Annotated in this window: 26 protein-coding genes; 6 read left to right on the forward strand and 20 right to left on the reverse strand. The window is 63.9% G+C overall.

The window, feature by feature from the left end:
• Positions 1 to 61: 61 nt before the first annotated feature.
• The 12 genes from CAG31_RS09345 to CAG31_RS09400 form a co-directional block, all read right to left on the reverse strand.
• Entirely contained in the window at positions 62 to 796 is a 735-nt protein-coding gene (locus CAG31_RS09345; protein WP_085580189.1) for an amino acid ABC transporter ATP-binding protein, read from the reverse strand.
• A complete protein-coding gene (locus tag CAG31_RS09350) occupies positions 793 to 1,464 on the reverse strand; it encodes an amino acid ABC transporter permease (RefSeq protein ID WP_085580191.1) in 672 nt (223 codons plus the stop codon). The genes CAG31_RS09345 and CAG31_RS09350 overlap by 4 nt, the downstream gene beginning before the upstream one ends.
• Positions 1,464 to 2,210 (reverse strand): amino acid ABC transporter permease, encoded by a 747-nt coding sequence (locus CAG31_RS09355; protein WP_016773392.1) that lies wholly within the window; start codon positions 2,208 to 2,210, stop codon positions 1,464 to 1,466. The genes CAG31_RS09350 and CAG31_RS09355 overlap by 1 nt, the downstream gene beginning before the upstream one ends.
• Positions 2,211 to 2,402: 192 nt before the next feature.
• The gene (locus CAG31_RS09360) at positions 2,403 to 3,317 is read right to left on the reverse strand and encodes a glutamate/aspartate ABC transporter substrate-binding protein (RefSeq protein WP_085580192.1); all 915 of its coding nucleotides are present in this window, start codon (positions 3,315 to 3,317) and stop codon (positions 2,403 to 2,405) included.
• A gap of 264 nt (positions 3,318 to 3,581) precedes the next feature.
• A complete protein-coding gene (gene mtr / locus CAG31_RS09365) occupies positions 3,582 to 4,850 on the reverse strand; it encodes a tryptophan permease (RefSeq protein ID WP_085580640.1) in 1,269 nt (422 codons plus the stop codon).
• Between the two features lie 107 nt (positions 4,851 to 4,957).
• Entirely contained in the window at positions 4,958 to 6,283 is a 1,326-nt protein-coding gene (locus CAG31_RS09370; RefSeq protein WP_085580194.1) for an amidase family protein, read from the reverse strand.
• 32 nt (positions 6,284 to 6,315) lie between these two features.
• The gene (locus tag CAG31_RS09375) at positions 6,316 to 8,016 is read right to left on the reverse strand and encodes an NAD(P)/FAD-dependent oxidoreductase (protein ID WP_085580196.1); all 1,701 of its coding nucleotides are present in this window, start codon (positions 8,014 to 8,016) and stop codon (positions 6,316 to 6,318) included.
• A 28-nt stretch (positions 8,017 to 8,044) separates the two neighbouring features.
• Positions 8,045 to 8,524, reverse strand: a complete 480-nt coding sequence (locus tag CAG31_RS09380) for an aromatic-ring-hydroxylating dioxygenase subunit beta (RefSeq protein ID WP_085580198.1) — start codon at positions 8,522 to 8,524, stop codon at positions 8,045 to 8,047.
• A complete protein-coding gene (locus CAG31_RS09385; protein WP_256575519.1) occupies positions 8,508 to 9,779 on the reverse strand; it encodes an aromatic ring-hydroxylating dioxygenase subunit alpha in 1,272 nt (423 codons plus the stop codon). The genes CAG31_RS09380 and CAG31_RS09385 overlap by 17 nt, the downstream gene beginning before the upstream one ends.
• A 41-nt stretch (positions 9,780 to 9,820) precedes the next feature.
• The gene (locus tag CAG31_RS09390; protein WP_085580202.1) at positions 9,821 to 10,753 is read right to left on the reverse strand and encodes a PDR/VanB family oxidoreductase; all 933 of its coding nucleotides are present in this window, start codon (positions 10,751 to 10,753) and stop codon (positions 9,821 to 9,823) included.
• Positions 10,750 to 11,166, reverse strand: a complete 417-nt coding sequence (locus tag CAG31_RS09395; RefSeq protein WP_085580204.1) for a DUF4440 domain-containing protein — start codon at positions 11,164 to 11,166, stop codon at positions 10,750 to 10,752. Before CAG31_RS09395 ends, CAG31_RS09390 begins: the two co-directional genes overlap by 4 nt.
• The gene (locus CAG31_RS09400; protein ID WP_085580206.1) at positions 11,147 to 12,514 is read right to left on the reverse strand and encodes an MFS transporter; all 1,368 of its coding nucleotides are present in this window, start codon (positions 12,512 to 12,514) and stop codon (positions 11,147 to 11,149) included. Before CAG31_RS09400 ends, CAG31_RS09395 begins: the two co-directional genes overlap by 20 nt.
• Before the next feature lie 105 nt (positions 12,515 to 12,619).
• Here CAG31_RS09400 and CAG31_RS09405 point away from each other — a divergent pair, with 105 nt between their 5' ends.
• The gene (locus CAG31_RS09405; RefSeq protein WP_085580208.1) at positions 12,620 to 13,507 is read left to right on the forward strand and encodes a LysR family transcriptional regulator; all 888 of its coding nucleotides are present in this window, start codon (positions 12,620 to 12,622) and stop codon (positions 13,505 to 13,507) included.
• A 62-nt stretch (positions 13,508 to 13,569) separates the two neighbouring features.
• Here CAG31_RS09405 and glpD read toward each other — a convergent pair whose 3' ends face one another.
• The 4 genes from glpD to CAG31_RS09425 form a co-directional block, all read right to left on the reverse strand.
• A complete protein-coding gene (gene glpD, locus CAG31_RS09410; protein WP_085580210.1) occupies positions 13,570 to 15,108 on the reverse strand; it encodes a glycerol-3-phosphate dehydrogenase in 1,539 nt (512 codons plus the stop codon).
• Between the two features lie 219 nt (positions 15,109 to 15,327).
• Complete coding sequence (locus CAG31_RS09415; protein WP_085580212.1) at positions 15,328 to 16,083, reverse strand: DeoR/GlpR family transcriptional regulator; 756 nt, start codon at positions 16,081 to 16,083, stop codon at positions 15,328 to 15,330.
• A gap of 96 nt (positions 16,084 to 16,179) precedes the next feature.
• Positions 16,180 to 17,682, reverse strand: coding sequence for a glycerol kinase GlpK (gene glpK, locus CAG31_RS09420; RefSeq protein ID WP_085580214.1), 1,503 nt, complete (start codon positions 17,680 to 17,682; stop codon positions 16,180 to 16,182).
• A gap of 79 nt (positions 17,683 to 17,761) precedes the next feature.
• Positions 17,762 to 18,613 (reverse strand): MIP/aquaporin family protein, encoded by an 852-nt coding sequence (locus CAG31_RS09425; RefSeq protein ID WP_085580216.1) that lies wholly within the window; start codon positions 18,611 to 18,613, stop codon positions 17,762 to 17,764.
• Positions 18,614 to 18,975: 362 nt separating this feature from the next.
• Between CAG31_RS09425 and ybaK the strand changes: the two genes are divergently transcribed.
• Together ybaK and CAG31_RS09435 are read left to right on the forward strand one after the other, a co-directional pair.
• Positions 18,976 to 19,446 carry a Cys-tRNA(Pro) deacylase gene (gene ybaK, locus CAG31_RS09430; protein WP_085580218.1) on the forward strand — a complete coding sequence of 157 codons (471 nt, stop codon included), beginning with the start codon at positions 18,976 to 18,978 and terminating at the stop codon, positions 19,444 to 19,446.
• A gap of 98 nt (positions 19,447 to 19,544) precedes the next feature.
• Positions 19,545 to 20,327: a PhzF family phenazine biosynthesis protein gene (locus CAG31_RS09435; RefSeq protein ID WP_085580220.1), complete on the forward strand. Its 783-nt coding sequence runs from the start codon at positions 19,545 to 19,547 to the stop codon at positions 20,325 to 20,327.
• A 192-nt stretch (positions 20,328 to 20,519) separates the two neighbouring features.
• Here the strand turns inward: CAG31_RS09435 and CAG31_RS09440 are convergent, their stop codons facing one another.
• A complete protein-coding gene (locus CAG31_RS09440) occupies positions 20,520 to 21,629 on the reverse strand; it encodes an ABC transporter ATP-binding protein (protein ID WP_085580222.1) in 1,110 nt (369 codons plus the stop codon).
• The gene (gene argF, locus CAG31_RS09445; RefSeq protein WP_085580224.1) at positions 21,626 to 22,546 is read right to left on the reverse strand and encodes an ornithine carbamoyltransferase; all 921 of its coding nucleotides are present in this window, start codon (positions 22,544 to 22,546) and stop codon (positions 21,626 to 21,628) included. The genes CAG31_RS09440 and argF overlap by 4 nt, the downstream gene beginning before the upstream one ends.
• Positions 22,547 to 22,950: 404 nt before the next feature.
• Here argF and CAG31_RS09450 point away from each other — a divergent pair, with 404 nt between their 5' ends.
• The 3 genes from CAG31_RS09450 to grxD all read left to right on the forward strand — a co-directional run bounded on the left by CAG31_RS09450 (position 22,951) and on the right by grxD (position 25,919).
• Positions 22,951 to 23,241: a hypothetical protein gene (locus CAG31_RS09450; RefSeq protein WP_085580226.1), complete on the forward strand. Its 291-nt coding sequence runs from the start codon at positions 22,951 to 22,953 to the stop codon at positions 23,239 to 23,241.
• 134 nt (positions 23,242 to 23,375) lie between these two features.
• Positions 23,376 to 25,481, forward strand: a complete 2,106-nt coding sequence (locus tag CAG31_RS09455; RefSeq protein WP_085580228.1) for a molybdopterin oxidoreductase family protein — start codon at positions 23,376 to 23,378, stop codon at positions 25,479 to 25,481.
• Positions 25,482 to 25,577: 96 nt separating this feature from the next.
• Entirely contained in the window at positions 25,578 to 25,919 is a 342-nt protein-coding gene (grxD, locus tag CAG31_RS09460; RefSeq protein ID WP_085580230.1) for a Grx4 family monothiol glutaredoxin, read from the forward strand.
• Positions 25,920 to 26,028: 109 nt separating this feature from the next.
• On the opposite strand, the gene bfr is transcribed toward grxD, so the two are convergent.
• Entirely contained in the window at positions 26,029 to 26,505 is a 477-nt protein-coding gene (bfr, locus tag CAG31_RS09465) for a bacterioferritin (protein ID WP_085580232.1), read from the reverse strand.
• 200 nt (positions 26,506 to 26,705) lie between these two features.
• Positions 26,706 to 26,924, reverse strand: a complete 219-nt coding sequence (locus CAG31_RS09470) for a bacterioferritin-associated ferredoxin (protein WP_003227725.1) — start codon at positions 26,922 to 26,924, stop codon at positions 26,706 to 26,708.
• Positions 26,925 to 26,965: the final 41 nt, after the last annotated feature.

The following is a 26,965-nucleotide window of genomic DNA, read 5'->3' on the forward strand; positions in this document are numbered from 1 at the left end:
GAGGTTGAATGTTCCGGCCTCTTCGCGGGCAAGCCCGCTCCCACAGGGTCAGCGGTGCTCCTTAGTGCTGCAGGATTTTCTCGAGGAAGTGCTGCGCGCGCTCCGAGCGCTGGCTCACGTCGCCGAAGAATTCCTCTTTCGGGCAGTCTTCGATGATCTTGCCGGCGTCCATGAAGATCACGCGGTCGGCCACCTTGCGGGCGAAGCCCATTTCGTGGGTCACGCACATCATGGTCATGCCTTCCTGGGCCAGCTGCACCATCACGTCCAGCACTTCGTTGACCATTTCAGGATCCAGGGCCGAGGTCGGTTCGTCGAACAGCATGACGATCGGGTCCATCGCCAGCGCACGGGCGATCGCCACGCGCTGCTGCTGGCCGCCGGACAGTTGGCCCGGATGCTTGTGGGCGTGGGCCGAGAGGCCGACGCGGTCGAGCAGCGCCAGGCCTTTCTTGGTGGCTTCTTCCTTGCTGCGGCCCAGCACCTTGATCTGCGCGATGGTCAGGTTCTCGGTGATGGTCAGGTGCGGGAACAGCTCGAAGTGCTGGAACACCATGCCCACGCGCGAACGCAGTTTCGGCAGATTGGTCTTCGGGTCGGCGATGGAGGTGCCGTCGACCACGATGTCGCCCTTCTGGAAGGGCTCCAGCGCGTTGACGCACTTGATCAGGGTCGACTTGCCCGAGCCCGAAGGGCCGCAGACCACGATCACCTCACCTTTCTTGACCTCGGTGCTGCAGTCGGTCAGCACCTGGAAGTCCCCATACCACTTGTTGACGTTCTTGATAGAGATCATACGGCGAACCTTTTTTGCAGACGCTTGACCAACCGCGAGGCGGCGAAGCTGATGATGAAGTAGACGAGACCCGCGAAGATCAGGAACTCATTGGAGCGGCCGATGATGTCGCCGCCGGCGCGCGAGGCGTTGAGGAAGTCCACCAGGCCCACGGTGTAGACCAGCGAGGTGTCCTGGAACAGGATGATGCTCTGCTGCAGCAGCAGCGGGGTCATCTTGCGGAACGCCTGGGGCAGGATGATCAGGCGCATCATCTGGCCGTAGGTCATGCCCAGCGCCTGGGCGGCGCCCATCTGCCCCTTGGGGATCGACTGCACGCCGGCCCGCACGATTTCGCAGAAGTACGCCGCCTCGAACATCATGAACGCCACGATGCAGGAGGTGAACGCGCCGATCGGGGTGTCTTCGCCGGTGATCCAGCGCAGCACGAACGGCACCGCCAGGTAGAACCAGGTGATCACCAGCAGCAGCGGGATCGAGCGGAAGTAGTTGACGTAGGCGCCGGCGACGTTCGACAGCACCTTGTTGTGGGACAGGCGCATCAACGCCAGCACGGTGCCCAGCGCGATGCCGCCGACGACGCCCAGGGCCATCAGCTTGAGGGTCATCAGCATGCCGTTCCACAGGCCGGGAATGGCCGGGACGATGCCACTGAAATCGAATTCCATCATTTACCCCCTACGGAGATCAGGCCCGGCACGGCGACTTTCTTCTCGACCAGTCGCATCAGCAGCATCAGGCTCATGTTGAGGGTGAAGTAGATCAGGGTGGCCAGGGTGAAGGCCTCGAACAGGTTGGCCGAGAACTCGGCGGTCTGCTTGGTCTGGGCCAGCAGCTCCATCAGGCCGATCAGGGACGCCACGGAGGAGTTCTTGAACACGTTCAGGAATTCCGAGGTGAGCGGCGGAATGATGATCCGGTAGGCCTGGGGCAGCAGCACGTTCCAGTAGATCTGCGGCAGTTTGAAGCCCATGGCGCGGGCGGCGGACTCCTGGCCGCGCGGCAGCGCCTGGATGCCGGTGCGTACCTGCTCGCACACCCGGGCGGCGGTGAACAGGCCCAGGCACACGACGACGCTCAGGTAGGCCGAGGTGGTCGGGTTCAGGTCCTGCTTGTACCACTCCTGCAGGTCCGGCGGCAGCAGGTCGGGCACCAGGAAGTACCAGATGAACAGCTGAACCAGCAGCGGCACGTTGCGGAACAGTTCGACGTAGCAGGTGGCGATGCCCGAAACGATGCGGTTCGGCACGGTGCGCATGATGCCCAGCAGCGAGCCGAGCAGCAGGGCGATGATCCACGCGACGATGGCGATGGCGATGGTCCAGCCCAGGCCGGAGATGAACCAGTCGAGATAAGTCTCGCTGCCCACGCCGGTGGACTTGAAGAACACGCCCCAGTCCCAGTTGTAATTCATTAGGGTCTCCCCTCGGATTCGATCATGTACAAGTGCCCGCCTGGGGAAACTCCGTTCCCGCCCCGACCGAACGTCGGGCACACACGATCGGCTCGACAGCCACCGGTTCGAGTGTTCCAAAAATGTGCCAGCAGGGAGTGACCATCCCCTGAAAGGGCCGTGGCCCTTTCAGGGGATAAGGTTAGTCAGAAATCAGGACTTCTTGTCGTCAGCCGCTTTGTCGGTCGGGTTGGCGATCAGGGCCTTGAGTTCATCGCTCATCGGGAAGTTCAGGTTCAGGCCTTTTGGCGGGATCGGCGACTGGAACCATTTGTCGTAGATCTTGTTGATCTCGCCGGACTTGTACAGGGCGACGATGGCGTCATCCACGGCCTTCTTGAACGGCGCGTCGTCCTTGCGGACCATGCAGCCGTAGATCTCGTAGGACTGCGGCGTGCCGGTCACGGCCCAGTCGGAAGCCTTCTTGGCCTTGGCGGCTTCGCCGGCCAGCAGGGCGTCGTCCATCATGAACGCGACGGCGCGGCCCGACTCCAGCATCTGGAAGGATTCGCCGTGGTCCTTGGCAGAGATGACGTTCATCTTCATCTGCTTGTCGGCGTTCATCGCCTTGAGGATGCGCTCGGACGTGGTGCCGGCGGTGGTCACGACGTTCTTGCCGGCCAGGTCCGGAAAGTCCTTGTACTGGGAGCCGGCCTTGGACAGCAGACGGGTGCCGATCTCGAAGATGCCGACGGAGAAGTCGACCTGCTGCTGGCGCTCGACGTTGTTGGTGGTGGAGCCGCACTCGACGTCCACGGTGCCGTTCTGCACCAGCGGGATGCGGGTCTGCGAGGTCACCAGGTTGTACTTGACCTGCAGGTTCGGCGCGTCCAGGTCCTTCTTCAGGGCTTCGACGATGGCCAGTTGGATGTCATGGGAGTAGCCGACCGGTTTGCCGGAGGCGTCGGCGATGTAGGAAAACGGAATGGAGGCGTCGCGGTGACCCAGGGTGACGGTGTTCGACTCTTTGATCTTCTTCAGGGTGCCGGTGAGCTCGGCGGCGAAAACTGGTGTGCTGATCAGAGCGGCAGCAATGGCTGCGCCCAGGATATGGGGAACGATGCGCATCAAATTTTCCTCGACATTGTTTTTTTTATGGAGCCGGTTGAGCGGGCCCTTTTGTGCTTCGAATGCCTGACGGCTCCTGTCGTGTCGGCACGGCAGGCATTCGTCGGAAGAGTGTAGAGCATGAGTCGTGCCAGACCAGTTGCGCTGGTTCAACTCATTGATTTGATTGGGGATTAACTTTTTGTGATGGCGTTTTTTTGCCTTTCTGATCCGGTTAACCGAACCGACCGTCGGGTCGCGTTCGGAAAACCGAATGGCAAAGGATCAGCGCCACACCGGCAACAGATCCAGGGTGTACAGCAGGTGCGACACCGCGCAGGCCACCCCGAACAGCAGCACCAGCGCGATCATCGGCGTGCCGCCCCACACCCGGTAGCGCGGGCTTTGGAAGCGGATGCGCGAAGCACGTGCCAGCAGCGCCGGGGTGATGACCGCCCAGACGGTGGCGGCGAGGCCGGCGAAACCGATGGCGTGGAGGAAGCCCTCCGGCCACAGGAACCCGCACAGCATCGGTGGCAGGAAGGTGACGGCGGCGGTCTTCAGGCGGCCGGCGGGGCGGTCGTCGAACTTCAGCACGTCGGCCAGGTAGTCGAACAGGCCCAAGGTCACGCCGAGGAACGAACAGGCCACGGCGAAGTTGGAGAAGAACGTCAGCAGCAGGTCGACGTTCGCGCTGTCGAGCCGCGAGCCCAGGGCACTGATCAGCACGTCGATGTTGCCGCCTTGCCGGGCGATGTCCTTGAACGCTTCGCGGGGGATGTTGCCCATGCTGCACAGCATCCACACCAGGTACAGGCCCAGCGCGATCAGGGTGCCGCCCACCAGGCAGGCGCGGATGCGCCGCGGGTCCTTGCCGTAGTGCTTCATCAGGCTGGGCACGTTGCCGTGGAAACCGAACGAGGTCAGGCAGAAGGGCAGCGTCACCAAGAGATACGGCCAGTAGCGGTGGTCGCCGGCGTCCGAGTCGAGCAGCGTGACGGGCTGCACATGGCCGAGCAGGCCGCCGAAGGTCAGGAAGAACGCGAGGATCTTGGCGCCGAACACCAGGGTGGTCATGCGGCTCACCGCCGAGGTGCTGAGCCAGACGGTGAAGGCCACCAGCACGGTGAACCCCAGGCCGGCGACCCGTGCGGACAGCTCGACGCCCATCGATTGCGCGGTGTGGTGGATCACCGAACCGCTGGCCGAAATGTAGGCGTAGGTCAGGGTGTAGAGCACGAACACGATGCTCAGGCCGTTGAGTCGGTTCCAGGTGCGGCCGAGCAGATCCCGGGTGATGGTCGAGAAGCTGGCGCCTTCGTGGTAGTTGAGGTTGGCCTCCAGGATCATCAGGCCCGAGTGCAGGGTGCAGAACCAGGCGAACAGCAGCACCGCGACCGAGCCGTGGAACCACAGCCCGGACATGACCACCGGCAAGGAGAACATGCCGGCGCCGACGATGGTGCCGCCGATGATCATGGCGCCGCCGAGCACCGAGGGCGAACGTTCGAGTGCGGCGGGTGAAGCGGATGAAGCAAGTGATGTGGCACGCATGGCGGGGCCTGCATAGGTATTGTTATGGAGGGTGCGGTGCATCAGTGACATCCCTGATGGCCGATGCACCGCTTTCGCGGGCAAGCCCGCTCCCACAGGGGCTGGGTTCAGCTGGTGCCCAGCCAGGGCGACAGCCGGCGTACGTGCGCCAGCAGCACCTCGTCCTGCCCCGGCAACGCATCGAACGACAGGCCCACCGGCAGCGCCCCTTCGGCCGCCACCGGCACGCTGATGCTCGGCGCCGCCAGGTTGCTGGCCGGGTCGGTGTTGCGCACGAACCGCTCGAAATGGCTTTCGTCCGCGCAATCGCCCAACAGCGGCGCACTGCACGCCACCGTCGGGTAGGCGATCAGATCCAGCCGATTCCCGGCGAACAGCGCACGGTATTCCTGCTCCAGCCGCACTTTGCCCATCAATGCCTGCACGTAGTCGGTGTAGGAGATCGCCGGGCTTTCCAGCTGGGCGGTGAGGGTCCTGCGGATGGCCGGGTCGGCGATCTGCGCGAGGATGTCGAGGAACGCCCCGCCGCGCCCTTCCTTCATCAGGAAACGCGGGAAGTCGATGAAGAACTCATAGATCGGCAACGGAAACTGGATGCACTCGTTGATCTCGCCGAGGGCCGCGTCGTTGACCGGCACGATCTCCGCGCCCCGGTCGGCCAGCGCGTCGATCGCGCGCCGGCAGTCGCGGCGCACGTTGTCATCCAGGTCCGACCAGAAGAAACGTTCCGGAATGCCGATGCGCAGCGGCCGGTTTTCCGGCTGTGGGGCAGGGCCGCGGCCGGTCAGGTAATGGTGGACGAACTGGCAGTCTTCCACGGTGCGGGTCAGCAGGCCCGGGGTGTCCTTGGTCTGGGAGACCGGCACGATGCCGTCCACCGGGTAGGCGCCGGTGGTGGGCCGCAGGCCGACGATCCCGCAGAAGGCCGCCGGGATGCGCACCGAACCGCCGGTGTCGGTGCCCACCGCGCACGGCACCAGCCCGGCGGCCACGGCAGCGGCGCAACCGCCGCTGCTGCCGCCGGCGCTGCGGCGCTCGTCGGCCGGGTTGGCCACCGCGCCATGGGCGTGGTTGGCCGAGGTCACGCCGAACGACAGTTCGTGCATGTTGTTCTTGCCCACGACCTGCGCACCCAACCGGCGCAGATCCGCCACGATGCCCGCGTCCGCCTGCGGCACGTAACCATTCAGGCCCGGCGTGCCGGCGGTGGTCGGCAGGCCACGGACATTGATGTTGTCCTTGAAGGACACCGGCAGCCCGTAGAGCGGTGCGCTGCGGTCCGCCGCAGGCGATGCCGGGTCGAAGGTGATGAAGCTGTTCAGGTGCTGCGCGTCCTGGTGCCGTTCGCGCAGGTCCTGCCGCCAGGCGTCGGGGCAGAGGTCGCCGGCGCGGAAACCGGCGACGAGGTGTTCAATGGATAAGCGACTGTTCATGGAAAGTCTCGGCGAAAGGGAGAGGGGCCCGGTCAGCAATAGCGGTACTGGGGCATCAGGCCGTCCAGGGGATTGCCGTCGATCAGGTCGCCGCCCAGGCTGCTGATCACCGCGCAGGCCGTGTTCAGGGCGGTCTGGATCGAGCCTTCGGCCCAACCGCCGGTGAACGAGGCGCCGCAGCCGGCCAGGTACAGGCCGGTGTCTTGGCTGGCGTCGAGGGCGGTGCGGAACTGGTAGAACAGGCGCTCGGAATAGATGTCGTCGCCGGGGAAGTTCAGCTTGAACGCGCCCAGGGCGTGCTTGTCGGTCAGCCAATCGTATTCGAGCACGTAGCGCCCGTAGTCGCCGTTGAGCGGCACCAGGTGGCGGGCGAACTCCGGCGCGCTCATCGCCAGCTCGTCCACCAGGCGCAGGCAGCGCTGCACCTTGTCGGTCATCGAGACCATCTTGTGCGAGTCGTCCTCCCACGTGTAGCTGATCAGCACCACGCCCCAGGAATCCGGATCCTGCGGGGCGTAGTCCAGGCAGTACACGCCCTTGACCAGGGTGTCGGTCTGGATGTTGTGCGCCAGGCCATGCTTGAGCCAGAACTTGTCCTTGGTGAGGATGAACAGTTTCGACGAGCCGACCATGTGGGTTTCGTTGATCGCCCGGGCCACGTCGCGGTTCACGAACGTCTGGTCCTGGGTGAGCTTGAGGTTGACCTGCAGGGCGCGGGTCGTGGCGGTGGTGATCACTCGGTCGCAGGCGTAGGTCTCGCCGTTGCTGCCGGCCAGCAGGATCTGGCCGTCCGCATCCTTGTCGATCGATTCGATGCGGGTGCGGCAGATCATGTCGCGCAGCTGCATGCCGTTGAACGAGGTGTCGGCGATCAGTTCCGCCAGCGTCGAGATGCCGTTGGGCACCAGCCGTTGGTTGACCTCCAGCCCGTTGACCACCAGGCGCAGGATCTCGGTGAAGGACGCCCGGTACACCGACTGGAAGCCGCCGGAACCGATCCCCAGGGAACCGAACAGGTGGAAGTCCTCCGGCTTGCGCCAGGCCTTGCCGCCCGGCGGGTTCTTGCCGGTGAAGATGCGCACCATCGCCGAGTAGAACGAGCTGTCGCCGAAGCAGTCCAGGTAGCGTTGCCATTCCGGCTGCACTTCGCAGTAGTTGTGCTGCTTGAGCAGTTCGGTCAGCAGCAGGGGCGGGGCCAGGCGGGTGCCGTCGTCCAGGGTCGCGCCCTCGCTCAGGAACGCGCTCCAGCCCTGGTGCACGGTGCGGAACAGCGCCGGCGGCGGCTGCATCGCCGGCCAGTGGTGGGTTTCGCCGCGGTAGTGCAGTTCGGTGTCGACCACGCCCGGGTCGGGAAAGGTGTTGGTGGTGTGGATGCCGAAGCGGTTGAGGTAATGGAACAGCCCCACCTCGCTCGGCGGGAAGCGCATGGCGCCCATCTCGGCGATGAACTGCGGTTGCTCTTCGTCGAAGCACTGGGTCAGCAGGCGGCCGCCGATGTGGCTCGGTTCGGCTTCGAACAGGGTCACGCGGCGGGCGCCGGCGCGCAGCAGTTCATAGGCGGCCACCAGCCCGGTCAGGCCGGCGCCGATGATGCCGATGTGCTTGTCGGCGCTTTCAGGCGGCAGATGCCCGATGGCCTTGTCGGCGTTGCGCAGGAACTGGCCGTAGTCGTACAGCAGGTCGACGTAGGGGAAAGACAGGCACGCGGCGCCCTGGCTGGAGTCGTTGTTCATGGGAGTCACAGGGGGAATTCTCGGTCGGTCAGATGATGAGTTGCAGGCTTTCGAGGGCGCGGGCGGGGTTGAGCAGCAGGATCTTTTTGCCCTGGATCTTCCACTGGCCGTCGAGGTGGATCAGCCGGTGCTCGACGGTGACGGGGTAGTGCCATTCCTGATCGCCGCGGGCCTCGCAGTACATCAGGTTGCAGCTGGCGGTCGCGCTGTAGGACGGCTCCTCGACGGTGATCCGTGGCCGCTGGGCGATGTGCAGGCAGCGGCTTTTCGGCTGCTGGGAAAAGTTGCGGGCATTGGCCAGGCGGTTGATGCGCAGGGTGGTCAGGAAGCGGTCTTCGTACACCAGCGAGGACTCGTGCAGCGGGCTCTGCTGCTCACGGGTCATGGGGATCCAGTAGGTGTAGTCGTCGCTCAGCAGCTTTTGCCAGGCGTCGAAGTCCTGTTGGTCGAGCAGGTGCATTTCGGTCTCGAGCAAGCGCTCGACGGCCCGTTCAGTGGGTTCGTGCATGGTCGTCCCGCATCAGGTTTTGCCAGTGGTCGTAGAAGTTGCGCATCGCCCGTTCGCTGGTGCCGGACACCACGCGGGTCTCGTCGTGGGCCTCGCCCGGCGCGAACAGGCGGGCGACGTTGACCCATTCGTTGGCGTCGCTGCGCAGGCCCTCGGTGGCGCGCTCGTACATCTCCACGTCGTCGTGGGCGACCATCGAGCACGGTGAGTTGATCAGGTTGTTGTACTGCACGGTCCGTTCGAGCAACTGCACCGGGGCGCCTTGCAGTTCGAAGATCCACGACTCGACGATGGTCTCCGTCGCGCTGACCGGGCGGATCACCCGCAGGGTTTGGATCGGGCCCTTGACCATCAGGTTGGGGAAATAGACGGTGTTGTGCCGGGTGTCGTCGAGGATCGCCTGGGCCTGTTCTTCGCCGTAGCTCTCGACCATCAGGTCCCAGTAGCCGGGAATGCTGGTGTAGGCCTTGTGGATCGAGTTGCTGACCCCGGTGTGCCCGTGGCCGTTGGGCCAGACGCGGATGCCCATGCCGGCGAAGAATTCATAGGAGCCCATGAACGGCGAGAACAGCTCCACCGCCATCGGCACCGGAAGGTTCTGGTCGCCGGTTTCCTTCCACAGGCGGATGGCTTCGCCGGCCGAGGATTCGTGGGCGATCATCGGGTGGCAGGTGTCGGTCTGGTTGTCGACCACCATCTTCCAGTTGCAGCGGTGGCGGTGCAGCAGCGGCTGGCCGACCACGCGCAGTTCGCCCTTGGGCGAGCGCATGACCATGTTGTCTAGGGTCGACAGCGACTCGCCGAAGAATTCCTCGAAGCCGATGCCGGTCTCGTTCAGGCGCACAAACACGAAACCACGGTAGTTGCGTACCGCCGCCACCTGGCGCATGCCTTTGCCGGCCGAACAACTGCTCAGGTCGCAGTCGTCGTATTCCTTCTTCACCGGGATGCTCATCAGCTCGCCGTCGGTCTTGAACGTCCAGGCGTGGTACGGGCAGCGCATGAAGCGGCCGACGTTGCCGCGGGCTTCGGCCAGCACCTTCACGCCCTTGTGCGGGCAGCGGTTGTGCAGCACCACGATGTCGCCGTTCTTCTGGCGCACCATGGCCAACGGCTGGGCGGCGAGGGTGGCGGTGAAGTAGTCGCCGGCCTCGGGGATCAGGCTGTCGTGGCCCAGGTAGCACCAGCTGGCGGCAAACACCCGCTGCTGTTCCTGTTCGAAAAGTCGCTGATCAAGGAACAGAGACTTGTGCACTTCTCTGCCATTGAAATAGTTGTCCAACGGGGGTGTCCTCTTCAGATCGCCAGCTTCAGGCGGGAGCTCTTCGCCCGGGAGACGCAGGGATACATCCGTGCGCTGCAGGCCGCTTCTTGTTCGCTCATGATGAAATCGCGGTGATCGACGTCGCCTTCGAGCACGTCCAGCGCGCAGACGCCGCACTCGCCCCGGCGGCAGTCGTAGATCGGATCGAGGCCGGCGGCCTCCAGGGCTTCGAGCAGGGTCTGGCCGGGGCCGACCTCAAGGCTCACGCCGGACTCGGCGGCCTCGACCGTGAAGCCTTGCGCACCGTCGTCCTTGGCGAGGTTGAACACTTCCAGGTGGATGCGCTCGCGGGGCAGGCCGGCGCTTTGGGCGTGGCTCAGGATTTCGCTGAGCATCGCGGCCGGGCCGCAGACGTACAGGCGGTCCTCGGGGGTGAGGTCGGCGAGCACTTGGCCGAGCGCCGGACGCTGGCCGGACAGGTGCAGGTTCATCCGATCCTGCAGCAGCGTGCGCAGGTCGTCGGCGTAGGCCGCGTCCTCGGCGCTGCGGGCGAAGTAGTGCAGGTGCGCAGTGCGCTCCAGCGCCGTCAGGTGGCGCAGGATGCCGGTCAGCGGCGTGATGCCGATGCCGCCGGCGATGGCGATGTCCCGGCCGGCCTCGACGCTGAGCGGGTAGTCGAAGGTGTTGAACGGGCCGTCGAGCTCGACGGTGTCGTCGACCTTCAGCGAGCGGATGTAGCGGCTGCTGGGCGAGTCGTCCGAGAGGCGGACGGCAAAGGTGAAACGCCCTTCGGCGGCCTCGTCCAGCTCCACCGTCGAGTAGTGGCGCCAGTCGCCGGATTCAGGCATCCGCCATTTGAAATGGGCACCGGCATGGGCCGAGGCGGCGGGGGCCGCCGGGCCGCTGACGGTGATTTCCTTGATGGACGCCGACAGCATCCGGCAGTGGGTGACGGTGAACTTCATGCCGGGGTTTCCTGGGGCAAAGGCGTTTCGTGCAGGTACAGCCATTGGGTGCTGTGGTGGTGCACGCGCAGGATCGCCACGGAAATGCGCGAGGTCTCGCGCTGGTTCTGGTGATGCGTTTCCTTGTAGCGCAGGGCCACGGTCGCGCCTTCGCGCCAGACGGTGTGCAGGTCGCTGATGACGATCTCCAGGCCCGGACGGGCGCCGACCGCGCCCTTGAACAGTTGTTCGACCTGGGCCCGGCCGACCACGGCGGCGGAGGTGGTGACCATGCTGAAGTCTTCGGTGAAGACATCCATCAGCGGGGCGATGGCGGCTTCGCCGGTGCCGTCGGCATCGGTGAAGACACGGTGGATCAGCTCATGCACGTGATGGACGCTGTGGCGCGCTTGTTCAACCGGGTTGTTGTTCATGGCATTCCTTTGGAGGGTTCAGTTGGCTCATGTGGAACAGTGGGAACAGCCCGGCCAGCGCGGCGATCGCGAAGGTCGCGTGATAGGCCGGGGTGGAGTCGAGCTGTTTGAGCAGCAGGTTGTAGATCATCAGGAACAGGGCCGCGCCGACGCTGAAGGACATCTGCCGGTTGATGTTCCAGATCACGCTGGCCTTGTGCGTGTCGCCGCCCTTGAAGTCCATCAGCGACGTGGTCTGCGCGGTGTTGGCGCCGATGCCGCCGCCGGTGCCCATCAGGCAGTAGGCGATCACGATCACCCAGGTGTCCGTCGGCGCGTCCACCAGCATCAGGGTGGCGATGCCGGCGCTGTGCAGGAGCATGCCGAGGGTGAACAGGCGCTTGGCGCCGACCCGGTTGTAGACCCGGCCGCAGACCGTCATCGCGATGAACGCGCCGGCGGCGTAGAGGATCATGAACATCCCGGTCAGGCGGGCGCTGAAATGCAGGGTGTTCTGCAGGAAGAAGATGCTCATCAGGTTGACCCCGGTGAACACGCCGGGAATCGCGTAATAGATGAAGATCGAGGTGCTGAGCCTTTTGCTGCGCAGCAGGCTCAGGTCGATGATCGCGTCGCGGGTGCGGCGGTAGTGCAGCAGGTACAGCGCGACGAACATCAGGCCCGCCGCCAGGCAAGCGAGGGCGGTGGCGGCCGGGTAGTCGCCGCCGTACAGCGACATGCCCATCAGCAGGCTGCCGAGGGCGGCGCTGACCAGCAGCAGGCCGACGATGTCGGGGCGGGCCAGGCTGGTCGGTTTGGTCTCCCGGATCCAGAACCACGACAGGCCGGCGGCGATCAGCGAGAACGGGATGTTGCTGTAGAACACCCAGCGCCATGAACTGGTGTCGACGATGATGCCGCCGACGGTGGGCGAAATCGCCGGGGCGATCAGGGCCACGGCCATCACCATCGTCGAGATCTTGGCCCGCTGTTCGCCCTGGAACAGGTTGAAGGTCAACGCCTGGCCCACCGGAATCAGCAGGCCGCCGCCGATGCCCTGGACGAAGCGCCAGATCACCAGTTCATGGAAGCTGTCGGCCAGGCCGCACATCCACACGGAACCGGTGAACACCAGCATCGAGAGGGTGAGGATCTCGCGGCTGCCGAAGCGGCCGGCCAGCCAGGTGCTGACGGGAATGATCAGGGTCAGGCCCAGAATGTAGGCGTTCGCCACCCAGGCCACGGAAGAACTGCTGACCTGCAAAGTTGCCGATATGCTCGGCAAGGCCACGGCCGACATGAATATGTTTATGCAGTCAATAAAAAAGCCGATCAGAAAGATCAGCGCGATTTTGTAGCGATAGTTCATGTTGTTTCCTCTTTCCCGTCAAGCATAGGGGCGATGGACTTGGGGTGTCGATACGACTATGCTTAAAACAATGTTTGAAAGGATTGAACAGTGAACTCTACCGCCATGCATTCTCATCTTAATCGGGTTCAGACATTTCTCGCGGTGGTCGATTTCGGCTCCTACACCAAGGCCGCGAATTACCTGAGTATCAGCAAAGCCATGGCCAGCCTGCATGTCAAGGCGCTGGAGGAAGTTCTTTCGGCGACCCTGCTGATCCGCAACACCCGCAGCATATCGCTGACTGAAATAGGCCAAGACTTCTATGAAGAGTTCAAAGGCATTGTCGCGGATATCGACAATGCCTTTGACAATGTATTGAAGGGCAATAACCGGGTGTCCGGAAAGTTACGAATCAGTTCGACCAGCGAATATGGCGAGCGCTATATATTGCCGTTGATTCCCTTGTTTATAGAACGTTATCCGGAAGTGCGCCTGAGCTATAACTTCAACTCTTCGTTGAATGATCTGGTGGCCGAAAAACTTGATCTGGTGATACGCCTCGGCAACCTGGCCGACTCGGCGTTCAAGAGCCGCAAGCTGGCAGACTACGACATCGTGCTGGTCGCCACGCCCGCGTTCCTGGAGCGTCATCCTGTGGCGCAGCCCCAGGACCTGAACGGCGTGCCGTGGATCGCAAACAGCAATCTGCAGGCGCCGACCCAATGGCTTTTGCGCGATGCCCAAGGCATCGGCAGCGAGATTCACGGCACCAGCCATTTCGAATCCAACTCCTCCACGGCGATCCGCTCGATGACCCTGTCGTCGCTCGGCGTGTCGGTGCTGCCGGGCTGGGTGGTCGAGGACGACATCGCCAGCGGTCGCCTGGTCCGTTTGTTGCCGGATCATGCGCTGCCGTCGCAGTCGATCAACGTGGTGTTCCCCAACACCGCGCACCTGCCGCACAAGTCCCGGGCGTTCATCGATTTCCTGCTGCTGCACCTGGCTGACTGACGAGGCACAAAAAAGCCCCTGAATCCTGCGATTCAGGGGCTTTCGTTTGAGCGCTGCCCGGATCAGGCCGCTTCGGTCTTGCTGCGGTTCTGCTCGACCTTGTTCAGGTAGGCCGCCAGCTTCTGCTGCTCGTCGGCGGTGGTGAACAGGCCCAGCTTGCTGCGGCGCCACAGGATGTCCTGTGCGCTGGTGGCCCACTCTTCGCTGCACAGGTAATCGACTTCGCGGGTGTAGAGCCCGCCGCCCAGGTGCTCGCCCATGTCGGTCAGGGTCTCCACGCCTTCGAGCATGCGCCAGGTGCGGCTGCCGTAGGTGGTGGCCCAGCGACGGGCGATCTCGGTCGGCACCCAGTCGTACTTGTCGCGGATCAGCGCGCACAGCGCCTGCGGGGTGGTCATGTCTTCGCCGCCCGGCAGGGTGGCGCCGGCGGTCCAGCTCGGGCGCATCTGGGTGAAGTACGGCATCAGTTGCGCCATCGCCGACTCGGCCAGCTTGCGGTAGGTGGTCAGCTTGCCGCCGAACACCGACAGCAGCGGCGCCTCTTCGCTGCCGCCGGACAGCGCCAGGGTGTAGTCGCGGGTCACGGCCGACGGGTTGTCGGACTCGTCGTTGCACAGCGGACGTACGCCCGAATACGTGTGCAGGATGTCTTCGCGGCCGATCTGCTTCTTGAAGTGGGCGTTGACCACTTTGAGCAGGTAATCGGTTTCGCCGTCGGTGATCGCCACCTGCGCCGGGTCGCCGGTGTATTCGCGGTCGGTGGTGCCGATCAGGGTCAGGCCGTTGAGGTACGGAATGGTGAAGACGATGCGCTGGTCCTCGTTCTGCAGGATGTGCGCGTGATCGCCTTCGTACAGCTTCGGCACGATGATGTGGCTGCCCTGGATCAGACGGATGCCGTAAGGCGATTCCATCTTCAGGTCGTCGCGGATGAACTTGGCGACCCATGGGCCGGCGGCGTTCACCAGGGCCTTGGCGGTGATCGAGAACAGGCTGCCGTCGGCGCGTTCCAGGTGCAGGTGCCACAGGCCCTTGGTGCGGCGGGCGCTGACGCAGCGGGTCTGGGTGTGGATGTGCGCGCCTTTCTCGCGGGCGGCCATGGCGTTGAGCACGACGAGGCGGGCGTCATCGACCCAGCAGTCGGAGTATTCGAAACCCTTGCTGATTTCGCTCTTCAGCGCGCTGTCGGCGCCGAACTTCAGGCTCTTGGAGCCGGCGAGCTTTTCCCGCTTGCCGAGGTGGTCGTACAGGAACAGGCCGGCGCGGATCATCCAGGCCGGACGCAGGTGCGGGCGGTGCGGCAGCACGAAGCGCATCGGCTTGACGATGTGCGGCGCCTTGGCCAGCAGCACTTCGCGTTCGGCCAGGGCTTCGCGCACCAGGCGGAATTCGTAATGTTCGAGGTAGCGCAGGCCGCCGTGGATCAGCTTGCTGCTGGCCGAAGAGGTGTGGCTGGCCAGGTCGTCCTTTTCGCAAAGGAACACCGAGAGGCCGCGACCGGCGGCATCCGCTGCGATCCCCACGCCATTGATCCCGCCGCCGATCACGGCGATGTCGTAGACCTCGGATAGAGGGGGCGTAGGCAAGGTAGAAGTGGGCATCGGCGGGCCTCGGGATCTTTTAGTTTTCTGTTTGGAAATCGAACATAAATGTTCATTTGCGAAAATGGTAGCCCATAAAGACGCGCGCAGCCAGTCGCCTTCGATTGAAAAAACTCATCGAAGGAAGGCTAAAGGAAAATTTTCGAACACGAAATGCGCGTTAGAGCGCGGATGGGGCGCCCGCGATGGCGTCAGTGAAGACGCCGAGCAACGAAGGGGTCAGACGACTTCCAGGCGAACCTTGTGCTGGTTCAGCAGTTGCATCAGCGCCGGCACCGGCTGCTGGTCGGTGACCAGGCAATCGATCAGGCTGATCGGGCCGAGGCGGATCATGGCGTTGCGCCCGAACTTGCTGGAGTCGGCCGCCAGGATCACCTGCCGGGCATTGGCGATGATCGCCTGGGACACCCGCACTTCCTGGTAGTCGAAGTCGAGCAGGCTGCCGTCCTCGTCGATGCCGCTGATGCCGACCAGGGCGAAGTCCACCTTGAACTGGTTGATGAAGTCGACGCTGGCCTGGCCGACCACGCCGCCGTCGCGGCGCACATTGCCGCCGGTCAGCAGCACGTCGAAGTCATCCTTGGCGCTGAGCATCGAGGCGACGTGCAGGTTGTTGGTGATGATCTTCAGGTGGCTGTGGTTGAGCAGGGCACGGGCGATGGATTCGGTGGTGGTGCCGATGTTGATGAACAGCGAGGCGTGATCGGGGATCTGCGCGGCGATGGCTTCGCCGATGCGTTGCTTTTCGTCGCGCATCTGGTCGGCGCGCATCGCATAGGCGGTGTTTTCGACGCTGGAGTCGTAGGCGGCGCCGCCGTGGTAGCGGCGCAGCAGGTTGGCTTCGGCGAGCTGGTTGATGTCGCGGCGGATGGTCTGCGGGGTGACTACGAACAGCGTGGCCATTTCCTCGATGCTGACATAGCCGCGTTCGCGGACCAGTTCGAGGATTTGCTGCTGACGGGGAGGCAGATTCATGGGGCTTCCTTTGGGCTGCCGTGCAAAATTTGCCCATGATGCCGCAGGAATCACCTCCCGGCCAAGTTCGGACCCTATCGGGATCTCAAGCTTGGCTTATTCAGCGTCTTCGCGCTCCCAGTCGCGGGTGCGGCTGACGGCCTTTTTCCAGCCCTTGTAGAGCTTTTCCTTGGCGGCTTCGTCCAGGGTCGGCGCGAACTCGCGTTCGATCACCGCCTTGTCGCGCAGCTCGTCCAGGCTGCCCCAGAAACCGCACGCCAGGCCGGCCAGGTAGGCGGCGCCGAGGGCGGTGGTCTCGCGCATTTTCGGGCGCTCCACCTGGGTGCCGAGGATGTCGGCCTGGAATTGCATCAGGAAGTTGTTGGCCACGGCGCCGCCGTCCACGCGCAGGGCCTTGAGGCGTTCGCCGGAGTCCTGCTGCATGGCGTCGAGCACGTCGCGGGTCTGGTAGGCGATCGACTCCAGCGCGGCGCGGATGATGTGGTCCACGCGCACGCCGCGGGTCAGGCCGAACAGGGCGCCGCGGGCATACGGATCCCAGTACGGCGCGCCCAGGCCGGTGAAGGCCGGCACCAGGTACACGCCGTTGCTGTCCTTGACCTTGTTGGCGAAGTATTCGGTGTCGTGGGCGTCGTTGACGATCTTCAGCTCATCGCGCAGCCACTGCACGGTGGAGCCGCCGTTGAACACCGCGCCTTCCAGGGCGTAGGCCACTTCGCCGCGTGGGCCGCAGGCGATGGTGGTGAGCATGCCGTGCTGCGACTTCACCGCTTTGTCGCCGGTGTTCATCAAAAGGAAGCAGCCGGTGCCGTAGGTGTTCTTCGCCTGGCCTGGCTCCACGCACATCTGGCCGAACAGGGCGGCCTGCTGGTCGCCGGCGATGCCGCCGATGGCGATGCCGCTCTTGGTGCGGCCGTAGATTTCCGACGAGGCCTTGACCGGCGGCAGCATCTCGCGCGGGATGTCCAGCAGTTCCAGCATCTTGGAGTCCCACTCCAGGGTGTGGATGTTGAAGAGCATGGTGCGCGAGGCGTTGGTGTAGTCGGTGACGTGGACCTTGCCGCCGGTGAATTTCCAGATCAGCCAGCTGTCGACGGTGCCGAACAGCAGCTCGCCGTTGCGCGCGCGTTCGCGGCTGCCTTCGACATTGTCCAGGATCCACTTCAGCTTGGTGCCGGAGAAGTACGGGTCGGTGACCAGGCCCGTGGTGTCGCGGATGTACTGCTCGTGGCCGTCGCGCTTGAGCTGCTGGCAGATCTCGGTGCTGCGGCGGCACTGCCAGACGATGGCGTTGTACACCGGGCGGCCGGTGTTCTTGTCCCAGACCACGGTGGTCTCGCGCTGGTTGGTGATGCCGATGGCGGCCACCTGGTCGTGGTGCAGGCCGGCCTGCGCCAGGGCTTCGACCATCACCGCGCTCTGGGTGGCGAAGATCTCCATCGGGTCGTGTTCGACCCAGCCGGCTTGCGGGTAATGCTGGGCGAATTCGCGCTGGGCGGTGCAGACCACGTTCGCGTCGCGGTCGAAGATGATCGCGCGGGAGCTGGTCGTACCCTGATCGAGGGCAATGATGTAGTTCTTGTTCTGTGTGTCGGTCATGTCGATTGCCTTGGACGATAAAAAGGGAGAGTGGGCCGGGGCGCAGGTTCGCAAGGGGCAGGAACCTGCGCCGACGGGATCAAGAGGTTCTCGGTTTGCCGTCAATGGCCGGTTCTGCATCCTTTGTAGCAGGTGTGGCGCCGGTCAGGTGACGGGCGATGAGCCCGCGGTACCCGGCGGCGCCGAGGCAGGCACCGACGATCGGTGCGAAAACAGGAATCAGGAAATACGGAATGTCGCGTCCGCCGGTGAAGGAAATTTCACCCCAGCCGGCAAAGAAAGTCATCAGCTTGGGGCCGAAGTCGCGGGCCGGATTCATCGCGAAGCCGGTCAGCGGGCCCATCGCGCTGCCGATCACGGCGATCAGCAGGCCGATCAGCAGCGGCGCCAGCGGGCCTTTCGGCAGGCCGTTGTTGTCGTCGGTCAGGGACATGATCACGCCCATCAGGATCGCGGTGATGATCACCTCGACCAGGAACGCCTGGGCGGTCGACAGCACCGGGTTCGGGAAGGTCGAGAACACGCCCGCCAGTTCCAGGCTGGCCGGGGTGCCGCGCACCATGTGGTGGGTCTGTTCGAAATCGAAGAACAGGTTGCTGTACAGCGTGTACACCAACAGCGCGCCGCAGAACGCGCCGGCGACCTGGGCAAGGATGTAGAAGGGCAGCTTGCGCTTGTCGAAGTCGGCGAACAGGGTCAGCGCGATGCTCACGGCCGGGTTCAGGTGCGCGCCGGACACGCCGGCGGTGAGGTAGATCGCCATGCTCACGCCGACGCCCCAGATGATGCTGATTTCCCACAGGCCGAAACTGGCGCCCGCGACCTTGAGCGCCGCGACGCAGCCGGTGCCGAAGAAGATCAGGAGTGCAGTACCCAGAAACTCGGCCAGGCACTGGCCCGAGAGTGATGGTTGCCGTAACGCAGTTGTCATTGAAAACCTCGGTTCTTTTTGTTGTCTGGCGCGGTTGCCGACGGGGCAAGGCGCGATTTTCACCGGGGCAGGATCCCCATCCTGTTCCCGGTCTGCTGCTGGGTGCTGCGGTGAAGACATTTGCCGCATTATTCAGATTCGAAAAAATATAGACAAGAAACACTGCTGTCAAAGGTCGAAAGTGAACCATCGGTCACAAATAAACTATCAGTCGCATGAATGATCGGGCGGGCGGTTTTCCGCCTGCGCATGAAACGTGTCTGCAGGCCACAGGAATCGTGGCTTGTGGTAGAGCCTTTTGCGCTTCGATGGCCTAGAATCCGGCGCATCGCTTTTCCCTGACCGCCGAGCCTGGAGCTGCCATGACCCCTGCGTTGGACTTGTTGAAAAAAGTTCGTGCCGAACATCGCGTGCACAGTTACGAACATGATCCCAAGGCGGCCTCCTACGGGCTGGAGGCCGCGGAAAAGCTGGGGCTGGATCCGGCTCAGGTGTTCAAGACGCTGCTGGCGGCCAGCGAAAAGGGTGAGCTGCTGGTGGCGGTGGTGCCGGTCGTCGGCAGCCTCGACCTCAAGGGGCTGGCCCACGCGGCGGGGGTGAAGAAAGTCGAAATGGCCGATCCTGCGGCGGCGCAACGCTCCACGGGATATTTGCTCGGCGGCATCAGCCCGCTGGGGCAGAAAAAGCGCCTGCGCACGTTCATCGACAGCTCGGCCCAACCTTTTGCGACCATTTATGTCAGCGCGGGCCGCCGTGGGCTGGAGGTCGAACTGGCGCCGACGGTGCTGGCCGAACACACCCAGGCCCGGTTCGCCGACATCGGCCGCGCGTAAGACGCATCGACTCTGTATGACGGAAATCGGCGGACTCTGTCTCTGGCGCGGAACCGGTCGCCACGGCATGCTCGGCCGACAGACAAAGGGAGAAGGTTATGCAGCTAGCGTTTCATCAGGTCGATGCGTTCAGCGATCGGCCGTTCAGCGGCAATCCGGCGATGGTTTACCGGCTCGATGCCTGGCTTGCGGACGATCTGATGCAGAAGATCGCCGCCGAGCACAACCTGGCGGAAACCGCGTTTCTGGTGCGCGAAGGGCAGGCCTGGCACATCCGTTGGTTCACGCCGACCACCGAGGTTCCGCTGTGCGGCCATGCGACCCTGGCCAGCGCCCATGTGCTGTTCGACATCTATAAGGAAACCGTCGAACGTCTGGACTTCACCTGCAAGTCCGGGCCGTTGAGCGTGAGCCGCGAAGGCGACACGCTGTGGCTGGACTTCCCGGCCATCGAAGCAGTGGAGCGGGGCGTCACCGTGGAGATCGAGCGGGCGCTGAACGTTCAGGCGGTGGATGTCCTGAGTTCCAACGAGTTGATGGTGGTGCTGGAGTCGGAGCAGGCCGTGCTCGACTGCAAACCGGACATGGCCGCCCTGGCCAAACTGCCGTGGCTGGGCGCCATCGTCACCGCGCGGGGCAGCCAGCATGACTTCGTCTCGCGCTACTTTGCCCCGGCCATCGGCATCAACGAAGACCCGGTCACCGGTTCCACCCATTGCAGCCTGATTCCCTACTGGTCCAAGCGGCTGGGCAAAACCCGCCTCACCGCCTGCCAGCGTTCGGCGCGGGGCGGGGAACTGTTCTGCCGGCTGGAAGGCGAGCGGGTGAAGATCGGCGGGCATGCGACGCTGGTGGCCAGCGGCACTTTGACGCTGAAGTAGCCTGCAAGCGATGGCGTCGGCACTGCCGATATCTGGGTGACTGACTCACCGCCATCGCCAGCAGGCTGGCTCCCACAGGGATCACGGTATTCGCAGAATCCCTGTACACCACAATAACCTGTGGGAGCTGCGGTGCGACGACTCGAATTGCCAGCGATAGGGCCGGCACTGCGGAAAAGGGATTGGCTTGATTCAGTGGGCGGTGCTGTACCGCCGCACGCCGCTCTCCAACGCCGGGATCTGCGCCGCCATGCTGCCCGAGGCCTGGAACAGCACCAGGTGTTCGGCGGCTACGCGGATGCCCACATCGGCCCCGACCTGATGATCCTCGTGGCTGGGGAAGATCGATTCCAGCTGCGCGCCGGTCGGCAGTTGCAGGCGGTACAGCGTCGAAGCGCCGAGGAACGTCTTGCCGACGATCCGCGCCTTGAGCGCGCTGTCCGGGGCATGGACGATGTCGTCCGGCCGCAGCAGCACGTCCACCGCGCCGCCCACCGGCCAGGTGTAGGCCCGGTTGCCGCGCAGTTCGCCCAGCTCCGTCTGCACCGACTCCGGACTGCTGAGCTGGCCGCGGATGAAGTAGCCCTGGCCGATGAAGCAGGCGACGAACGGGGTCGCCGGTTCGTGGTACAGGTTGTAGGGCGTGTCCCACTGCTCCAGCCGGCCTTCCTTGAACACCCCGACGTGGTCGCTGACCGCGAAGGCCTCTTCCTGGTCGTGGGTCACCAGGATCGCACTGGTGCCTCGGGCCTTGAGGATGTCCCGCACTTCGCGGCTGAGCTTGCGCCGCAGCTCGCCGTCGAGGTTGGAGAACGGCTCGTCGAGCAGCAGCAACTGCGGCTCCGGCGCCAGAGCGCGGGCGAGGGCGACACGTTGTTGCTGGCCGCCGGACAACTCATGGGGAAAACGCTTGCCCAGGTTCTTCAGGTTGACCAGTTCCAGCAGCTCTTCGGTGACGCGCTCCTTGTGCGGATGCTTGCGGATGCCGAAGGCGATGTTGTCCGCCACGCTCAGGTGCGGGAACAGCGCGTAGTCCTGGAACACCATGCCGATCCGGCGCTTCTCCGGCGCGAGGGTGAAGCCTGCGCTGGAGAGGGTTTCGCCGCCGAGCTGGATTTCCCCTTCGTGCACCGGTTCGAAGCCGGCGATGGCGCGCAGGGTGGTGGTCTTGCCGCAGCCGGAGGAGCCGAGCAGGCAGCCGATGTCACCGGCGTTGAGGTGCAGATTGAGGTTCTGCACCACGCGTTGGTCTTGATAGCCGCAAGCGAGGTTGCGCAGGTTCAGCAGTAATTCATGGCTCATGCGTGGTGATATGCCGGTTCGACGAGGAACTCGAGCAGGGCCTTCTGTGCGTGGAGACGGTTTTCTGCCTGATCCCACGCGACGGAGCGCGGGTCGTCAAGCAGGTCGAGGCTGATTTCTTCGCCGCGGTGTGCGGGCAGGCAGTGCATGAACAGCACGTCCTCGGCGGCCAGGTCCAGCAGGGCCCGGGTGACCTGGAACGGCGCGAACAGCTTGAGGCGCTTGGCGGTCTCCTCTTCCTGGCCCATGGAGGTCCAGACGTCGGTGCTCACCAGGTGCGCGCCGCGCACGGCGTCCTGCGGGTCGCGGACGATGGTCACGCGGTCGCCGGCGCGGGCGACGAATTCAGGGTTGGGTTCGTAGCCTTCCGGGCAGGCCACGCGCAACTGGAAGTCGAACTGGATCGCCGCTTCTATATAGCTGTTGCACATGTTGTTGCCGTCGCCGATCCAGGCCACGGTCTTGCCCTGGATCGAACCGCGGTGCTCGAGGAACGTCTGCATGTCGGCCAGCAGCTGGCACGGGTGCAGGTCGTCCGACAGGCCGTTGATCACCGGCACCCGGGAGTTGGCGGCGAATTCGGTCAGGGTGCTGTGGGCAAAGGTGCGGATCATCACCGCATCGAGCATGCTCGACATGACGATGGCGCAGTCGCTGATGGGCTCGCCGCGACCCAGTTGGGTGTCGCGCGGCGACAGGAAGATCGCCTGGCCGCCGAGCTGGATCATGCCGGCCTCGAAGGAGATCCGGGTGCGGGTCGAGGACTTCTCGAAGATCATCCCCAGGACGCGGTTTTTCAAGGGCTCGAACAGTACGCCGCGGTTACGCAGGTCCTTGAGCTCAACGCCTCGACGGATCACGCTGACCAGCTCTTCGGGCGTGCAATCCATCAGGGAGAGAAAGTGCCTTGCGCTCATCATTGACTACCTTTTTGCTACGGACCGCAGATGCTCAAAGCCTTGTTTTTCTTAACAACGGGCGAGACCTGCGGCGTAAGCCGCACGGGGGCGACGAAATAGGGGAAGGCGCGATATTGACACTAAATGTCGCGTTTTTCCAATAGGCGAAGGTTTTCGCGGAATTCGACGGCGCGATAAGGCCGTCTGGAGTGCGTCGCTTGAACCGGTTCCGGTCGGCAGCGACCCCTTTGTACACTGGCGCCGACGGCCTTGGCAATCAAGCGTGGCGGGGATGGCACGGCCCTGGTCGGTTTGCGGCCGGTGCGTCACCGATCCGTTTGGTCGAATGGATGGGGTGAAACATTTGCTAAAGCAAAGTGCTGGGTTATAAATAAATCACGAGCGACGCAGGAAGCCTCCGCATGGAATCGAAAGAGCAACTGTTAATGGAACTGCTGGGCCACACGGCACGCTCGCTGACCCATCTCACGGCGTCGGTCACCTCGATGTCGTTCGAACTGCTGCGCAGCGACGACGAAGTGATCAGGGCCGCCGGCCGCCACATGATCGATCGCATGGCCACCATCAGCACCGGGCTCGACGAGCACTGGCGGCTGATCGGCGAACTGACCGGCGTGCATGTCGCCCACGAGCAGATCGAAACCATCCAGGAAATCCAGCTGCAGGCCCCGCCGCAGTTGCCGTCCAGTTGACCGTGCGTCGCCATCGGCCCGCCTGATGGGCGTCGATTCACAGGACGAACGTCGCTGGCGGCGGCCCGGATCCCGCGCCATAGTTTTGTTCCCGCGGCCGACAGCGTCCGCCCAGAACAAGACAGAGACTGGCCATGACCAAGACTCTCCACCACCGTGCCTGCCACCTGTGCGAAGCCATCTGCGGCTTGACCATCGAAACCACCGAAACCGACGGCACCGTCGCGATCACCTCGATCAAGGGCGATGCCCAGGACAGCTTCAGCCGTGGCCATATCTGCCCCAAGGCTGTGGCCCTGCAGGACATCCAGAACGATCCCGACCGCCTGCGCCAACCGATGCGCAGGGTCGGCGACGAATGGTTGCCCATCGAGTGGGATGAGGCCTTTGCGCTGGTGGCGCAGCGGCTGGCGGCCATTCAGGAGCGTCATGGCCAGAACGCGGTCGCCGTGTACCAGGGCAACCCCAGCGTGCACAACTACGGGCTGATGACCCACAGCAACTACTTCCTCGGCCTGCTGAAGACCCGCAACCGCTATTCCGCGACGTCGGTCGATCAATTGCCCCATCACCTGTCCAGCCATCTGATGTACGGCCACGGCCTGCTGCTGCCGATCCCGGACATCGACCACACTGCGTTCATGCTGATCCTGGGCGGCAATCCGCTGGCGTCCAACGGCAGCATCATGACCGTGCCCGACGTGGAGAAGCGCCTGAAGGCGATCCAGGCCCGGGGCGGCAAAGTGGTGGTGGTCGATCCCCGGCGCAGCGAGACGGCGGCCATGGCCGACCAGCACCTGTTCGTGCGGCCCGGCGGCGACGCGGCGCTGCTGTTCGGCCTGCTCAACACATTGTTCGATGAAGGCCTGACCCGCGACAGTCATCTGCCGGTCAGCGGCCTGGATGACGTGCGTGCGGCGGTGGCGCCGTTCACCGCCGAAGCCATGAGCCCGCTGTGCGCGGTGCCGGCCCAGCAGATCCGCCGGTTGGCCCGGGATTTCGCGGCTGCGCCCAGCGCCGTCTGCTACGGCCGCATGGGTGTTTCGACCCAGGCGTTCGGCACCGTGTGCCATTGGCTGGTGCAATTGATCAACCTGGTGACCGGCAACCTCGACCGCGTCGGCGGCGCCCTGTGCACGGAACCGGCGGTGGATCTGGTGGCGTCCACGTCCGGCGGGCACTTCAACAAATGGCAAAGCCGCGTGTCGGGGCGCCCCGAGTACGGCGGCGAGCTGCCGGTGTCGGCGCTGGCCGAGGAAATGCTCACCGAAGGCGAAGGCCAGATCCGCGCGCTGATCACCGTGGCCGGCAACCCGGTGCTGTCCACGCCGAACGGCCGTCAGCTGGAGCAGGCGCTGGACGGGCTGGAGTTCATGGTCAGCCTCGACCTGTACATCAACGAGACCACGCGATACGCCGACCTGATCCTGCCTTCGACCTCGGCGCTGGAGAATGATCACTACGACACCACGTTCAACCTGTTCGCGGTGCGCAACGTCACCCGCTTCAACCGGGCGATCCTGCCCAAGCCGCCAGGCGCGCTGCACGACTGGGAGATCTTCGTCGGCCTGGCCAAGGCCTTTGCGCAACGAACCGGCAAGGAACTCAAGCCGACCATGGCGCCGGCGCAGATGATCGACATGGGCCTGCGCATGGGCCGCTACGGCGACGGGGCCGCGCAGAAGCTGTCGCTGGCGACGCTGGCCGACCATCCCCACGGCGTCGACCTGGGGCCGTTGCAGCCTAACCTGGCGGCGCGGCTGAAGACCGCCGACGGTACGATCCAGGCCGCACCGGCGCCGATCCTCGCCGACCTTGCCCGGTTCGCCGCCCAGCGGGCTCCGGCCCCGGATGAGTTGCTGATGATCGGGCGCCGTCATGTGCGCAGCAACAACTCCTGGATGCACAACTTCCATCGGTTGGTGAAGGGCAAGCCGCGTCATCAGTTGCTGATGCACCCGGATGATCTCGCCGCGCGTGGCTTGAGCGACGGGCAACGGGTTCGGGTGAGTTCGCGGGTCGGGCAGATCGAGGTCGAGGTGCTGGGCAGCCTGGACATGATGAAAGGCGTGGTCAGCCTGCCGCACGGCTGGGGGCATGCGCGCCCGGGCGTGCAGATGGCCATCGCCAGCGGCCAGCCGGGCTCCAGCGCCAACGACCTGACCGATGAGTGCCAGCTCGACGAGCTGTCGGGCAATGCGGCGCTCAACGGCGTGCCGGTGACGGTGGCGGCGGCATGAACAAGTCGGCGGGGAGACCGAGCAGGGCGCTCGGGATTCCGTTACAATGCGCCACCGTGCCGACCCATGAGTCGGAAAGTTCAGCCGAGGTGCTCCATGGATATCATCGAAACGATTAAAGAGCAGATTGCCAACAACACCATTCTGCTTTACATGAAAGGCTCGCCGAATGCCCCGCAGTGTGGCTTCTCCGCGAAAGCCGCGCAGGCCGTGATGGGCTGTGGCGAGAAGTTCGCCTACGTCGACATCCTGCAGAACCCGGAAATCCGCGCCAACCTGCCCAAGTACGCCAACTGGCCGACGTTCCCGCAGCTGTGGGTCGCCGGTGAACTGGTCGGCGGCAGCGACATCATGGCTGAGATGTTCGCCAACGGTGAGTTGCAGACCCTGATCAAGGACGCGTCCGCCAAGGCTGCTGCGGCCAAGACCGACGCTTGATCCTTGCCTGCGGGTTTCGGCCAACGCCGAATCCCGCGAGCCAACAAAAAGCCCCGCCCTCTTTCGAGAGGCGGGGCTTTTTGTTGGCTCGCGTTCAGCAGGCGCTCATTTACTCGTCGTCGCCCATCTGCGATTGGAGGTAGTTCTCCAGGCCGATCTTGTCGATCAGGCCCAGTTGGGTTTCCAGCCAGTCGATGTGCTCTTCCTCGGATTCAAGGATGTCTTCCAGCAGTTCGCGGCTGCCGAAGTCGCCGACGGATTCGCAGTGGGCGATCGCCACTTTCAAGTCGGCGTGGCCGGTGCGCTCGATCTTCAGGTCGCATTCCAGCATTTCCGGGGTGTTCTCGCCGATGAACAGCTTGCCCAGATCCTGCACGTTCGGAATGCCTTCCAGGAACAGGATGCGCTTGATCAGCTTGTCCGCGTGCTTCATCTCGTCGATGGATTCTTTGTACTCGTGCTTGCCGAGTTTGTTCAGGCCCCAATCTTCATACATGCGCGCATGCAGGAAGTACTGATTGATCGCGACCAGTTCATTGCCAAGGATTTTGTTGAGATGCTGGATGACTGTAACGTCGCCTTTCATGATGGGAGTCCTGCCCTGTAATAGCTGTATATGCGGCAGAGTTTGATCCCGACAACTACGGGTGTCAAACCTAAGTTATTGAATAATATATGAAATTTAATCGGAATAAGAATGTTTGTGTTCTGCGTCTACACGCTAAGCAATTGATTTTCAGGCATAAAAAAACCGGACATATGTCCGGTTCTTCGAATGGGGGGCGTTTATGCGGCGGTAAATTCTACCGGATAGGGGATCGCGGCCTGGGCGGTCTGCAGCTTGGTCAGGGTTTCGCGAACCACTTCCTTCGCCAGGCAAGCGCATTTGCCGCATTGGCTGGCCACGCCGGTGGCCTGGCGGACTTCCTTATAGCTGCAGCAACCTTCATAGATCGCTTCGCGGATCTGTCCGTCGGTGACGCCAGTGCAGAGGCAAACATACATAAGGGATAACCGTCGCTGGTGGTGACTCGATTGCGATGGAT

This window comes from Pseudomonas sp. R25(2017) (genome assembly GCF_002112565.1).
In the GTDB taxonomy this organism is placed as follows: domain Bacteria; phylum Pseudomonadota; class Gammaproteobacteria; order Pseudomonadales; family Pseudomonadaceae; genus Aquipseudomonas; species Aquipseudomonas ekonensis.